The organism is Actinoplanes sp. CA-252034 (genome assembly GCF_050956125.1).
Taxonomy (GTDB): Bacteria; Actinomycetota; Actinomycetes; order Mycobacteriales; family Micromonosporaceae; genus Actinoplanes.
In genome coordinates, this window is sequence record NZ_CP191846.1 from 7,305,327 (window position 1) to 7,319,441 (window position 14,115).

The window sequence follows — 14,115 nt, forward strand, 5'->3', positions numbered from 1 at the left end:
CGCCGGCGTGTGAGGGAGAGCCCGGTCAGGCGGCTCGGCGGGCGGCTTTCTCCCGGTACATGGCCTGGTCGGCGTGGCGGATGAGGTCGTCGGCGTCGCGGGTGGTGTCGGAGAGCACCGCGCCGATGCTGGCGCCGATCCGGACCTGTTCCCCGGCCACGGTGATCGGCGGGTCCAGAGCGGCGTGCAGCGCTGCGGTGAGCCGGTGGGCGGCGGCGGCCTGGTCGGGGTCGTCGCAGAGGAGGACGAACTCGTCGCCGCCGTAACGGGCGGTGACGGCGCCGGGGATGCGGAGGCGGGCGGCCACCTCGGTGAGGAGCTGGTCGCCGGCCAGGTGGCCGAGGCGGTCGTTGACCTGTTTGAAGCCGTTCAGGTCGCAGAAGAGCAGGACCACCGAGGGGCGGCCGGCCCGCTGTTCGGCGGCCAGGGCGGTGTCGAGGTGGCGCCAGAGCTCGGCACGGTTGGGCAGGCCGGTGAGCTGGTCGTGGGTGGCCTGGTGGCGTAGCCGGCGTTCGGCTTCGTCGCGCTGGCGGCCGAGCCGGGCGATCCGGAACGCGACGAGGCCGACGATGACCAGGTTGCCGACGGTGAGCAGGGCGGCGTCGCCGCGGATGCCGAGGATCTCGCGGACGCCGGTCACGGTGGGGACGACGGTGACGGCGGCGGTGAGCGCGACGACGCGGGCGGTGTGGAGGTGGTCCGGCGGGACGGGGCCGGGGCGGGCGATCAGCGGGGCGCCGGGGTGCAGGACGGCCAGGCCGAGCAGGATGTAGCCGAGCATGAAGAGCATCTCGCGCAGCGCGGTGGTCGGAGCGGTGACGGCCCCGGTGGCGTCGATCACGGCTACGTATCCGGCCAGGTCGCAGACGACCGCGGCGGCGAACATGACCAGCGGGGCGGGCCGGGGGCTGGCGATCCGGACGACCCGGATCAGGGCGCCCAGGACACCGGACAGCAGCAGGACGCTGGCCAGCAGGTTGACCTGCTGTAGCAGCGGGATCCCGGCGGTGTCGAGGCGGGGCTGCAGCAGCAGGGTCCAGGTGAGGGCGGCGATGACGGTGCCGGTGACGGCGGCGTCGATCAGGCCGCCGACGTCGTTGCGGCCGCGGCGCAGCACGAGGGTGGTGGCGGCGGCGAGCAGGTGCAGGTTGCTGATCGCGAGGACGACGTCGGCGAGGACCACCAGCCGGCTGCCGCCGAAGACGGCGAGGAGGCTGTTGACGACCAGCCAGGCGACACCGAGACCCAACTGCACGATGGGGGTACGGTCCGCGCGCGGCACCCGGGACACGAGGTGGGTGACGGCGGCCGCGTCGAGGACGGCGATCAGCAGGAAGATCCAGTGCCGGCCGGCGCCGGGTGTCAGGGGCATGGCCACCGTGCAGGCGGCGGCCACGGCGAGGAAGACCGCCATGCCGGAGAAGCGGGTCACGGCTGTGCGATCGGCCGCGGCGGCGCAGACTTGAGCATGCTCACCACGTGGACGTGATCGAACCGCGAAGGCCCCGATCCCGTAAGAATGACCGCGGGGCCCGTAACGGGCGGGTAACGAGGAAGGACGTAGTCGATGTCGCAAAAGGCGCAGATCGGTGTCACCGGCCTGGCGGTGATGGGCCGTAACCTGGCCCGTAACTTCGCCAGGCACGGGCACACCGTGGCGTTGCACAACCGGTCCTACGGCCGCACCAAGGAGCTGGTCGAGGAGTTCGGTCACGAGGGCTCGTTCCTGCCGGCGGAGTCGGCCGAGCAGTTCGTGGCGAGCCTGGAGCGCCCGCGACGCGTCGTCATCATGGTCAAGGCCGGCCCGGCCACGGACGCCGTGATCGACGAGTTCGCTCCGCTTCTCGAAGAGGGCGACATGCTGATCGACGCGGGTAACGCGCACTACGCGGACACCCGGCGGCGCGAGGCGGCACTGAAGGCGAAGGGCCTGCACTTCGTCGGCGCCGGTGTCTCCGGCGGCGAGGAGGGCGCGCTGCACGGCCCGAGCATCATGCCGGGTGGCCCGAAGGAGTCGTACGAGGCGCTCGGCCCGCTGCTGGAGGACATCGCGGCGAAGGTCGACGGGGAGCCGTGCTGCGTGCACGTCGGCCCGGACGGCGCCGGTCACTTCGTGAAGATGGTGCACAACGGTATCGAGTATGCGGACATGCAGCTCATCGCCGAGGCGTACGACCTGCTGCGGCAGGTCGGCGGGCACTCCCCGGCCGACATCGCCGACATCTTCAAGGGCTGGAACGAGGGCCGGCTCGGGTCCTACCTGATCGAGATCACCGCCGAGGTGCTCCAGCAGGTGGACGCGGCGACCGGCAAGCCGTTCGTGGACATCGTGCTGGACCGGGCCGAGCAGAAGGGCACCGGCCGCTGGACCGTGCAGGCCGCCCTGGACCTGGGTGTGCCGGTGTCGGGCATCGCCGAGTCGGTGTTCGCCCGCGCCATCTCCGGTGGCGTGACCGAGCGTGAGGCGGCCGTGAGCGCGGGCCTGCCGGGCCCGTCGGCGGGCGCCGAGCACGTCGGCGGCGACCTGCGCGCCGATGTCGAGCAGGCGCTGTTCGCGTCGAAGATCGTGGCGTACGCGCAGGGATTCCAGCAGATCCAGGCGGCCAGCAAGGAGTACGGCTGGGACATCGACCCGGGCGCGATGGCGAAGATCTGGCGGGCCGGCTGCATCATCCGGGCCAAGTTCCTGGACTTCATCAAGCAGGCGTACGACAAGAACCCCACGCTGCCGACGCTGCTGGTGGACTCCTACTTCCAGGACGCGGTCGCGGGTGCCCAGGACGCGTGGCGCCGGGTCGTGGTGACCGCCGCCCAGCAGGGCATCCCGGCGCCGGGCTTCTCGTCGGCGCTGGCCTACTACGACAGCCTGCGGGCCGAGCGCCTGCCGGCCGCCCTGATCCAGGGCCAGCGTGACTTCTTCGGCGCACACACGTACCACCGGGTGGACAAGCCGGGCTCGTTCCACACGCTGTGGGCTGCCGAGGGCCGTCCCGAGGTCGACGCCTGACGGTCGTCAGGCCACTGCACGGGCCGGCGTCGCGGGGCGCGCCTTCACGGCGTACATCGCGGCGTCGGCACGGGCGATGAGGCTCTCCCGGTCGTCGCCGGGGCGGGCGGTGGCGGAACCGATCGAGGCGCCGATGCGGACGGTTCCGCCGGGCACGTCGATGGGCTCGCGCAGCAGTGCGGTGATCCGGCCGGCCACGGGCTCTCCCCCGCACTGGAGGATCACGAACTCGTCGCCACCGAGCCGGCCGACGGCGGCGTGCGGGCCGGCCGCCGTGGACAGGCGCTGGGCCACGGTCTGCAGGACGACGTCGCCGGCTTGGTGGCCGTACCTGTCGTTGACGGGTTTGAAGCCGTCGAGGTCGCACAGCATGAGCGTGATCTCGGCGAGTTCGTCCCGGTCGAGGGCGTGCATCGCCTCGTCGATCTTCGTGCCGATGTGACGCCGGTTGTAGAGGCCGGTCAGCTCGTCGTGATGGGCCTGGTGGGCGAGGGTGCGCTCGGCGGCGGCCCGCTGGACCGACAGCAGCCGCAGCCGCAGCACCACCAGCGGCACGACGATCATCGTGGCGACCGGCAGGACCACGCTGGCCGGCCCGTCGGCGCGGATCGCCTGGACGGCGGCGATCAGCGGGTTGGCGCAGAGGGCGGCGCCGAGCCAGCCGAGCGGCGGGTGCCGGACGCCGGCCGGTGCGGGCCCGGGCTCGGTGATCAGCGGCGCGGTCGGCAGGACGGCCGAGGCCGCGAGGGTCAGATACGCCAGCATCATGATCTGGGCGGTCCAGACGGAGCTGCCGTGCACGGTGAGCACGGCGACGATGTCGTTGGCGAGCGTCAGTATGGCGGTCAGCACCAGGTAGCCCAGCGGGCCGCGGGCGCCGCGGGCGGTGATGCCGATCCGGATCAGACAGCCCAGGACGGCCGAGAGCACCAGCACGTCGCTCAGCAGCAGCGCCATGCCTAGGTCGGTGGCGGCCGGCCCGAGATACGGTCCGATCAGCCATTCCCAGAGGGGACCGGCGGCGCAGAGACCGAACAGGGCGGCGTCGATGAGGCCGCCGGGGTCGGTATGTCCGTGCCGCCGCAGCGCGCTCGCGGTGCTGACCAGGAAGAGCAGGTGCGCGGACGCCATGAGGAGGTCGGTGGTGGATCCCTCGGCACTGCCGAAGTGGTGGTCGGGGATCCAGTCGGGCCACATGACCGTGCCGAGGGTGAGGAAGCCGAGCCCGGCGACGCCGGCCAGCCATGTCTTGCGGTCGGTCAGGTGCCCGGCGCCGAGAGCGAGCAGGAAGGTGACGATCGGCACGGCGGTGACCAGCGCGAAGATGGCGTTGCGCAGGTGCGGTTCGGCCAGTGCGTACGTCGTGGCGACCGTTACCGACAATGCGACCAGTCCCGCATGCACGGGCCATGCCGGCGCCGTCGCACGCGGCCATCCCATGGTGTTCCCCTCCGCCGAGTCCGGGTTCTCTCCGACCTATCCAGATCGGCGTCGCGGAGGGGCGTCTGAGGATTGAGCGGGTGAGGTGTGTGGGGCCGGGACGTCAGGTGCCGACGGTGACCGGGCTCTCCTCGGCGACGCGGCCGCTCAGGGACCGGTAGGGGCGGCTGGCCATGGCGAGGGCGGTGGCGATCACGCCGATGATCCCGGTGAGCACGAAGACCAGGGCCATGCCGCGGTCCGGGCCGGTGCCGAACCAGGAGCCGATGGCGTCGGCCCCGGCGCCGCCGTCGCTCATGAACGGGATGAACACGAACTGGGTGATCGGTGAGATGAGGAACGCGGTGAGCGGGGACGCGGCCTGCTCGGCGCTCTGGGCCAGGCCGAAGACCCGTCCCTGCCGCTCGTAGGGGACGACCCGCTGCAGGATGGTCTGCTCGGCGGCCTCGGCGTAGGGCATGAGCAGCATGTACAGGTACATCCCGATGGCCATCGGGATGATCGACGCCCAGAGCGGGAAGATCAGGATGATCATCCAGAGGACCACGTTGATCAGCAGCAGGAGCCGGACCGGGCGGGAGCCGAGGCCGGTACGCGCCACGAGCAGCCCGCCGACGATGAACCCGGTGCTGAGCACTCCCCAGAGAAGCCCCCACGCCTGCACGGAGACGAGCGACAGCCCGTAGGCGTCGGCGAGCGCCATGAACACGCCGCCGAGGAAGTTGTTGAACGTGGAGAACAGGATCAGCGCGGGCAGCCCGGGGACCCCGCCGATGATCCGCAGGGTGCCCCGCAGGTCCACACCCGGCGCACCGGCGGCCTCGTCGTCGTGGGACGGCTCCCGTTCGGGGATGCCGACGAAGGCCAGGTGGACGACGGAGAGCCCGAGCACCACGAGCGCCAGGACGAGCACCGAGAACATGCCGTCGAAGGCGACGAGCACGCCGCTGATCACCGAGGTGACCAGGAAGGAGGTGCCGGAGACCGTGCCGACCAGGCCGTTGGCGCGATCCCGCCGGTCGGGGTCGATGAGCAGGGTGACCAGGGTGGGCAGGGCGATGGTGCGGATGTTGCCGGCGATCACCCCGGACATCAGGAGAAGCACGAACACCCAGAGCCGTGCGTCCGCCGGATCGTGGAACGCGGCGTCCGGCACGGCCTGGTGGACGCCGAGCGCGGCAGCGTACAGCCCCAGGGAGGCGAGAGCCGAGCCCTGCAGGACGGTCTTCTTGCGGTGCCCGTCGACCAGGCTGCCGAACCAGATGCCGGTGAGCGCGGTCAGCACCAGGAAGATGCCGGAGATGACACCGGTCGCGAACACCGACTTCGTCTGCAGGTACGTCCAGAAGGTGACCGCGAACCAGACGGAGAAGTTGATGATCGAGACCAGCCCGGTGTTGAGCAGCAGCTGGTAGAAGGTGCGGACATGGCCGGTGACGACGGTCATGGGTGCACGCTAGTACGTGCACCCCGGTTGAGGTCCAATCGAGCCGGCTCAGGCCGCCCGCACGGGGTCGCCGGCCATCAGCGCGCCACAGTCGGCGGCCGGCAGCGGCTTGGCCATGAAGAAGCCCTGACCGTACCGGTAGCCCATGTCGCGCAGCCGTTCCAGCTGCTCCCGGTTCTCGATGCCCTCGGCGACCGCCTTGAGCTGCAGGTGCTCGGCGAGCTGGGCGACCGCCGCGGCGACCGCGAGACGGCCCCGGTCGGCGCCGTCGGCGATGCCGTCGACGAACGACTTGTCGAGCTTGAGCACGTCGACCGGGAACGCGCGGAGCAGGCTGAGCGACGACTGGCCGGTGCCGAAGTCGTCGAGCGCCAGGCGTACGCCCATGTCGTGCAACGCCTGCAGGGTCTCCTGCACCTGCCAGCCGTCGACCACCGACGACTCGGTGACCTCGAGGATCAGGTTGCGTGAGGTGAGACCGGTCTCGCTGAGCGCGGCGGCGACCTCGTCGACGAACGCGGCGGAGCGCAGCTGCCGGACCGCCACGTTGACGTTCACCGCCTCGACCGCGCCGTCGCCGTGCTCGGTCCGCCACTCGGCCAGCTGGCGGCACGCCTCGCGGAGCACCCACGCGCCCAGCGGCACGATCAGCCCGGAGCGCTCGGCGACCGGGATGAACTCGACCGGCGAGACGAACCCGCGGATCGGGTGCTGCCAGCGCACCAGCGCCTCGCAGCCGTGCAGGCGGCCGGTGACCAGGTCGAAGACGGGTTGGTAGAGCAGCCGCAGCTCGCCGCGGGCGATGCCGTTGCGCAACTCACCGGCGAGCGTGGCGTGGTTGATCATGTCGTCACGCATGCGCGGCTCGAAGCGTACGAACGAGGCCTTTCCGCTCTCCTTGGCCGCGTACATCGCGATGTCGGCGTTGCGCAGCACCTCGTCGGCGCCCTCGCCGGTGTCGGCGACGGCGATGCCGGCGCTGGCGTGCAGCAGCAGCTGCTGTTCGCCGACCTTGAACGGGTCGGAGAGCGCGAGCAGGAGCCGGGTGGCGGCGGCCTCGGCGGCGTCCGGGTCACCGTCGGGCAGCAGGACCGCGAACTCGTCGCCGCCGAGCCGGGCCGGCATCTCGGCGGCCGTGCACCGGTCGCGCAGCCGCTGGGACACCTGGAAGAGCAGCTGGTCGCCGGCGGCCGGGCCGATCGTGTCGTTGATCATCTTGAAGTCGTCGACGTCGATCAGGACCGCCGCGGCGGGCAGGTCGCCGTCGAGCCGCTCGCCGAGCGCGACCAGGAACCGGGTCCGGTTCGGCAGACCGGTCAGGTTGTCGCTGAGCGCCAGCCGTTCCAGCTCGTCCTGCTGGCGGCGGATCCCGCGCAGGGCGATCGTGTTCTCCCGCAGGCTGAGCAGCTGGCGGGCGACGACACAGCCGGTGATCAGGAAGGCGCCGACGATCACGACGCGCTGGCGGGTGCTCATGTCCTGGGCACTGACCGTGATCACCAGCCCGGCCGTGGCGACGACCGCGACGAACGGCAGCATGGTGAAGACCGACCGGGCCGGGAACGTCGAGATGGACGGCCTGATCAGGGCGCGGCGCTGCAGGTGGGCGCCGATGCACACGGCGGCCCCGGTGAGCGGGAGCGCGAGCACGGACAGCGCCAGCCGGGACCGGTCGTCGCCGGCGATCAGCAGGATGGTGCCGGCGACGCAGGTGATCGGGCCGGTCATGAGCACGCGCAGCGCGCCGCTGTCGACGACGGTCTCGGGGGCGGCCGCGGCCTTGCCGACCACGACGAGCAGCAGCACCCCGCCCACGCCGACGACGGCGGCGACCACCTTGTCGGCCAGGGATGTGCCGGCGGGAGCCAGGTCGAGCACCACGTACCAGAAGATCAGGGCACTGGCGATGGCGACGGTCACCGTGTCGAGCGTTCCTCGCAACCAGCACAGGGCGGTCCGGCGCGGGCCAGGCAGGCCGAGGAAGGCGGCCATCAGCAGACCGACGCCGAGCAGCATCGGCACGGCGACCCAGATCGACATGCCGGTGTTGTTGTTGGCCCGGGCCAGGGCGATGACGGCGGTCACGGCCAGACTGCCGGCGGCGAGCTCCATCCGCAGCCAGAAGGAGCGCACCGGCCGCGGGAGACCGGGTGTGCGGACCATCCGGAAGCAGGCGTACGCGCCCGCGGCGAGAGCGACCGGGCCACCCCAGTAGCCGTAGGTGACCTCGTCGGCGTCACGGATCAGCAGCCACACCAGGACGCCGATGTTCGCCCACACGGCCACCAGCACGGGGACCAGTCCCCCGGTCCACGACCGGGGTTCGGTGGCGCTCACGGGTGCGGTCATCAGTCTCGTACGGCTCCTGCCCGGATCAGCCGGTCTGCTTACGACTGACTGTCGGCGCAGGAGCCGCGGACCTGAGATGAACGATCAGCCGGAGAGTGCGGCGGACACCACCGCGCGAGCCTCCTCCTGGATGCGGGCGAGATGGTCGGGGCCGTGGAACGACTCGGCGTAGATCTTGTAGACGTCCTCGGTGCCGGACGGGCGGGCCGCGAACCAGCCGGAGCCGGTGACCACCTTGAGGCCGCCGATCGCCGCGCCGTTGCCGGGCGCGCTGGTCAGCACCGCCGTGATCGGCTCGCCGGCCAGCGAGGAGGCGGTCACCTGCGACGGTGAGAGCTTGCCGAGCACGGCCTTCTCCGCGGGCGTGGCCGGAGCGTCGATCCGGGCGTAGGCGGGCTCACCGAACCGGGCCGTCAGCTCCCGGTAGTGCTCGCTCGGCGACTTCTGCGTGACCGCGAGGATCTCGGAGGCGAGCAGGTCGAGGATGATGCCGTCCTTGTCGGTGCTCCACGGGCCGCCGTCGCGGCGCAGGAACGACGCCCCGGCGCTCTCCTCGCCACCGAACCCGATCGAGCCGTCGAGCAGGCCGGGCACGAACCACTTGAACCCGACCGGCACCTCGTCGAGGCGGCGGCCCAGGTCGGCGGCGACCCGGTCGATCATCGAGGAGGAGACCAGGGTCTTGCCGATGCCGGCGCCGGACGGCCAGCCGTCGCGCGACGAGTAGAGGTACGCGATGGCGACCGCGAGGTAGTGGTTGGGGTTCATCAGGCCGCCGTCGGGGGTGACGATGCCGTGCCGGTCGGCGTCGGCGTCGTTGCCGGTGGCGATCTGGAAGCGGTCCTTCTGCTCGATCAGGGAGGCCATCGCGTACGGCGACGAGCAGTCCATCCGGATCTTGCCGTCCCAGTCCAGCGTCATGAACCCGAACCGGGGGTCGACCAGCGGGTTGACCACGGTCAGGTCGAGCCGGTGCCGTTCGGCGATCTCGCCCCAGTAGTCGACGCTGGCGCCGCCGAGCGGGTCGGCCCCGATGCGCACGCGAGCGTTGCGGATCGCCTCGACGTCGATCACGTTGGGCAGGTCGTCGACGTAGGTGCCCAGGTAGTCGTACTTCTCCGGGCTCTGCGGCCGGGCCGCCCGCCGGACCTCCTTGAGACCGGCCGCGATGATCGCGTTCGCCCGGTCCTGGATCCACCTGGTGGCGTCGGTGTCGGCCGGCCCGCCGTTGGGCGGGTTGTACTTGAAACCGCCGTCGTCCGGCGGGTTGTGCGACGGGGTGACGACGACGCCGTCGGACTTCGCGGCATTGTCCCTGTTCCAGCGCAGGATCGCGTGTGACAGCGCGGGCGTCGGCGTGAACCGGTCGCGGCTGTCGACCAGCACCCGCACGTCGTTGGCGGCGAACACCTCCAGCGCGGTGATCAGCGCCGGCTCGCTGAGCGCGTGCGTGTCCCGGCCCAGGAAGAGCGGTCCGGTGGTGCCCTGGTCCCGCCGGTACTCCACGATCGCCTGGCTGGTCGCGGCGATGTGGTCCTCGTTGAAGGCGGTCCGCAGGCTGGACCCGCGGTGCCCGGAGGTGCCGAACGCGACCCGCTGTCCCGCCTCGGCCGGGTCCGGATGCTCGGTGTAGTAACGCGAGACGACCTTCGGAACATCGATCAGATCGGCCGGCTCCGCGGGGCGGCCGGCACGGGGGTGGACGGACAAGGCGGCCTCCTCGGTGGCGGGGTCAGACGCTGTCACGGATCGTATACACAGCGACTCCTTGAACCTTTCCCCCCGGCGATACGAACTACCCCATGTGACCCGGGTGCTCGCCTTTCTGTTCGTGCTGCTGACCGCCGCCGTCGTCCTGCCGGCATCGCCGGCCTCCGCGCATGCGGCGACGGTCGGCTCGAGTCCCGCGCCGGGAAGTGTGATCGGCGCCTCGCCGTCCGAGGTGACCGTGACCTTCAGCGAGCCGGTCACCCCGGTCGACGGGCGGGTCCAGGTGATCGCCCCGGACGGCGAGCGGATCTCCGGGAAGGTCCAGGGCGGCGGCACCGTGCTGCGCATCCCGGTCCGCAAGGCGGGCAAGCCGCTGGGTACCTACCTGATCAGCTTCCGGGTCATCTCGGCCGACAGCCACCCGGTCGGCGGCGCCATCACCTTCTCGGTCGGCGCGCCGTCGGAGCGCCCCGAGGAGCCCGCCGCCACCAACGGGCCGCACCCGTCGGTCGCGGTCACCGTCCCCCTTCTCAAGACCATCGGGTACGCCGGGGTCACGCTCATCGTCGGCCCGGCGCTGTTCCTGGCGTTCCTGTGGCCACCCCGGCGCTCCCGGTCCGGGGCCCTGCGGATGATCCGGATCGGTCTGGTATTGACCGCGGCGGCCACCCTCGGCGCTCTCGGCACCCAGGCGCAGCAGGGCTCCGGCGCGCCCATCTGGACGCTGACGGCCGCCGAGTTCACCGAGGTGGTGAGCAGTCAGTACGGACTGCTGCTGATCGGGCGCCTGCTGGTTCTGGGCGCTCTGGCCGTACTGCTGCCGCCCCTGCTGCGACGGCCACGACGGACCGTCACCGTGTCGCAGGCCGCGCCCGCCCCGGTCCTTGTCGGCGCTGGTGCGCCGGTGCCCCAGCCGGCGCCGGCCCCCAAAGCGCAACCGCAGGTCACGCCACGTAAGGGGCGGGCCTGGGCGGTTCTCGCGCTCGGTGCCGCCGGGCTGGCCACGTGGCCGATGACCGGTCACGCCATCGCCGTTCCGCTACCCGCGGTGACGGTGACGGCCGGGGTGGTGCACATGGCGGCGATGGCCGCGTGGCTCGGCGGTCTGGTCACGCTGACCGTGTTCCTGCTACGCGGCACCCACGAGCGGATGCTCGGCGTGGTGCTGCCGGTGTGGTCACGGTGGGCGGCGCTGGCGGTGGTCTGGCTGGTCATGGCCGGTGCGGTGCAGGCGGTCATCCAACTCGGCTCGGTGCCGGCGCTGTGGCGCACCGACTACGGGCGGCTGCTGCTCGTCAAGATCGGCATCCTGGCCGTGGTGCTGGCCGCGGCGGCCGGCGCCCGGCGGATGGTGAACCGGGCCCGCAACGGCAGCGGGCTGCGGCGCACGGTCGGCGTCGAGGTGGTGGCGAGCGTGCTGATCCTGGGCCTGAGCTCGGTGCTGGTGCAGGTCGACCCGGGCCGCAGCGCCGCCGCCAACGAGAAGGCCGTCAGCGGCAAGGGCATCGCCGAGACGCTGACCAGCGATCTCTACACGGTGCAGTTCAACATCTACCCGGTCGAGCTGGGCGAGTACAACACGGTGCACGCGTTCCTCTACCGGCCGGACGGGGCGCCGCTGCAGGCCGAGGAGTGGCAGGTGTCGGCCCGGCTGCTCGACCCCGCGCTGGAGGCGGTGAAGCAGCCGATGGCCGGCATCCTGCCCGGCAACCAGGCGCTCGGCTCGCTGGCGTTCCCGCTGGCCGGGGAGTACGAGCTGGTGTTCACCATCCGGGTCAGCGAGATCGACCGGGCCAGCGTGAAGACGACCGTGACCGTCGGCCGGTGACCGGGACCCCGCTAAGGTCTCGACGTGCTCATCCTGCTTCCGCCGTCCGAGGGCAAGACCCCCGCCCCGGACGGCGCCCCCGTCGACCCGTCGAGCCTGTGGCTGCCGTCGCTGGCCGCCGCCCGGACCCGGGTGCTGAAGAGACTGGTCGCCCTCTGCGCGCGGACCAGCGAGCGATCAATAGCGGACAGTCTCGGGGTGCTCGGGCTCACTGACGGGCAGCGGGGGGAGATCGCGCGCAACGCGGGCCTGCTCACCGCACCGGCCGCTCCGGCCGCCCGGATCTACACCGGGGTGCTGTACGAGGCGCTCGGCACCGCGGACCTGCGGGGCGACGAGAGGGACTGGCTGGACCGGACGGCGGTCGTGTTCTCCGGGCTGTGGGGTGTGGTGCGGCTCGGTGACGCGATCCCGGCCTACCGCTGTGCGGTCGGCGTCACCCTTCCCGGAATCGGCGGGCTCACCCCGTACTGGAAGAAGGGTTTGAAGAAGGTCCTCGACGAGGCGACCGCGGGCGCGCCGGTGCTGGATCTGCGGTCCGGTGCCTACGCCGCGATGTGGGCCCCCGGCGCGAACGCGGCCGCCCTGCGGGTGCTGCACGAGCGGGTCGTCGGCGGCGAGACCAGGCGGTCGGTGGTGAGCCACTTCAACAAGGCCACCAAGGGCCGCCTGGTCCGCGCGCTGGCCGTCGAGCAGGCCGCGCCCGAGTCGGTGGACGAGCTGGTCACCGCCCTGCGGGACCTGAAGTTCACGGTCGAGGAGCGGCCGGGCCCGGCATCCGGGCCGCGGCAGCTCGACATCGTGGTGGCGGAGCTGTAGGCCCTACTGGGCCGACAGGATGTCGACGACGAAGCGCAGGTCGCCGCGCTCCGGACCGTAGGCGAGGGCGGCGGGCACGTCCAGCTGGATCCGGCTGCCCACCTTCTGCCCCGGGATGGCCTTGTCCCAGCCCTGGATCAGCTTGCCGACGCCGATCTCGAAGCTGATCGGCTTGCTCGTGCCGTTCGTCCAGGACGAGTCCATCTCCTCGCCGGAGGTGTAGCCGATCAGCTTGTAGTTGACGCTGACCGTCTGACCGGACTTCACCTCCGGGCCGGTGCCCGGGATCCGCTCTTTGATCACCAGCTCGGTGAGGGTGCCCGACCCGGTCGTGACGACCGGCTCCTGGGTGATCGTCTCCGGGGCCATGCTCGTCGGCGCGGCGGCCGCGGCCGGCACCCCGCCGGAGCCGGCGTCGGGGTCCTTCCGGACCAGGACGAAGACCACCACCAGGACGACGAAGACGAGCACGCCGCTGAGCACCCCGGCGATCGCCTGGCCACGGCGCTTGTTGGTGGACGTGGTCATGTCGCTCATTCGTCAATCTCCCGGTCGGCGAGTCGGAAACTCCGGACACGCTACTCGCAACCGGATGCAACACGGCGAAGAACCTCATCCGAATCGCTGAGGTGGGCGATCAGCCGTACGTGCCCGACCGGCCGCCCCCTCTTCACCCCGCCCGCCCGGGATGAGATCGTTTACCGCTCCTGCCCGCCCGAGACCTGGAGGATCCTTGCCTCTGCGCGATCCCGAAGGACGCCGACATCGGCGGGAGCACCTCCAACAGGGCGCCGTGATCCTCGTCGGAGTCCTCGCCGTCGTGGCGGTCGGCTGGGTCGTCCACGAGCAGACCACCCGCGACGAGCCGGCGCCGGTGCCGCCCCCGGTCGCGCTCGGCCCGGTCACGCAGGTCCCGATCCCGCTGCCCAGCGCGACGCCGACGCCGTCCATGGCGCCGGTCAACCAGATCGTCGTCGAGCAGGTGCCGATCGGCGACACCGTCGACCTGGCCGCCGAGGGCCGCATCGACTGGGTGCACTGGGGCGAGGAGGGCCGGTACTCGCTGGAACGCGACAGCGGCGGTAAGTTCACCATCCTCGAAGGCACCCCCGGCGAGCCTCGACTGCGGCACACCGACAGCCCGCAGCGCTTCACCTGGACCGGCGCCCCCGCCAAGGGCGTGACCAGCGGCATCGAGACCTGCGGGACCGGGCACGGATTCACCCTCTCCGCCCCGGCCGGACCCGGGCCGCACACCCTGCGGCTGTATCTCGGCGCGACCATGGCCCGCGGCGACCTGCGCCTCGAGCTCAGCACCGGCGGTGAGGCGTACACCGACTCCTTCACCAGTCGCAAGGCTTCGATGGGCACGACCGCCTACGTCGTTTCCTACCGCGCGACGGGAACTGGCAAGATCTCGATCAAGTGGATCACCGGCGCGACGTTCGACGAGAACTGCGGCGGCGTGGCCCTCCAGGCCGCGACTCTGAGCTGAACCTTTGGACTGACGAAAAA

Annotated in this window: 10 protein-coding genes; 4 read left to right on the forward strand and 6 right to left on the reverse strand. The window is 71.6% G+C overall.

The window, feature by feature from the left end:
* Positions 1-25 precede the first annotated feature (25 nt).
* Positions 26-1,432 (reverse strand): diguanylate cyclase domain-containing protein, encoded by a 1,407-nt coding sequence (locus ACQPZW_RS33260; RefSeq protein ID WP_433789969.1) that lies wholly within the window; start codon positions 1,430-1,432, stop codon positions 26-28.
* A 135-nt stretch (positions 1,433-1,567) separates the two neighbouring features.
* On the opposite strand from ACQPZW_RS33260, the gene gndA reads away from it, so the two are divergent.
* Positions 1,568-3,007: an NADP-dependent phosphogluconate dehydrogenase gene (gene gndA / locus ACQPZW_RS33265; protein ID WP_433789970.1), complete on the forward strand. Its 1,440-nt coding sequence runs from the start codon at positions 1,568-1,570 to the stop codon at positions 3,005-3,007.
* A gap of 6 nt (positions 3,008-3,013) precedes the next feature.
* Here gndA and ACQPZW_RS33270 read toward each other — a convergent pair whose 3' ends face one another.
* The 4 genes from ACQPZW_RS33270 to pgm all read right to left on the reverse strand — a co-directional run bounded on the left by ACQPZW_RS33270 (position 3,014) and on the right by pgm (position 9,953).
* Positions 3,014-4,447 (reverse strand): diguanylate cyclase domain-containing protein, encoded by a 1,434-nt coding sequence (locus tag ACQPZW_RS33270; protein WP_433789971.1) that lies wholly within the window; start codon positions 4,445-4,447, stop codon positions 3,014-3,016.
* A 103-nt stretch (positions 4,448-4,550) separates the two neighbouring features.
* Positions 4,551-5,894: an MFS transporter gene (locus tag ACQPZW_RS33275; RefSeq protein WP_433789972.1), complete on the reverse strand. Its 1,344-nt coding sequence runs from the start codon at positions 5,892-5,894 to the stop codon at positions 4,551-4,553.
* A gap of 48 nt (positions 5,895-5,942) precedes the next feature.
* Positions 5,943-8,243 carry a putative bifunctional diguanylate cyclase/phosphodiesterase gene (locus ACQPZW_RS33280; RefSeq protein WP_433789973.1) on the reverse strand — a complete coding sequence of 767 codons (2,301 nt, stop codon included), beginning with the start codon at positions 8,241-8,243 and terminating at the stop codon, positions 5,943-5,945.
* Positions 8,244-8,327: 84 nt separating this feature from the next.
* The gene (gene pgm, locus ACQPZW_RS33285; protein WP_433789974.1) at positions 8,328-9,953 is read right to left on the reverse strand and encodes a phosphoglucomutase (alpha-D-glucose-1,6-bisphosphate-dependent); all 1,626 of its coding nucleotides are present in this window, start codon (positions 9,951-9,953) and stop codon (positions 8,328-8,330) included.
* A 103-nt stretch (positions 9,954-10,056) separates the two neighbouring features.
* Here pgm and ACQPZW_RS33290 point away from each other — a divergent pair, with 103 nt between their 5' ends.
* A complete protein-coding gene (locus ACQPZW_RS33290; protein ID WP_433789975.1) occupies positions 10,057-11,781 on the forward strand; it encodes a copper resistance CopC/CopD family protein in 1,725 nt (574 codons plus the stop codon).
* Positions 11,782-11,805: 24 nt separating this feature from the next.
* Positions 11,806-12,600: a peroxide stress protein YaaA gene (yaaA, locus tag ACQPZW_RS33295; protein ID WP_433789976.1), complete on the forward strand. Its 795-nt coding sequence runs from the start codon at positions 11,806-11,808 to the stop codon at positions 12,598-12,600.
* 3 nt (positions 12,601-12,603) lie between these two features.
* Here the strand turns inward: yaaA and ACQPZW_RS33300 are convergent, their stop codons facing one another.
* On the reverse strand, positions 12,604-13,137 hold the full coding sequence (locus tag ACQPZW_RS33300; protein WP_433789977.1) for an FKBP-type peptidyl-prolyl cis-trans isomerase: 534 nt from the start codon (positions 13,135-13,137) through the stop codon (positions 12,604-12,606).
* A gap of 256 nt (positions 13,138-13,393) precedes the next feature.
* Between ACQPZW_RS33300 and ACQPZW_RS33305 the strand changes: the two genes are divergently transcribed.
* Positions 13,394-14,095 (forward strand): hypothetical protein, encoded by a 702-nt coding sequence (locus ACQPZW_RS33305; RefSeq protein ID WP_433789978.1) that lies wholly within the window; start codon positions 13,394-13,396, stop codon positions 14,093-14,095.
* Positions 14,096-14,115 lie beyond the last annotated feature (20 nt).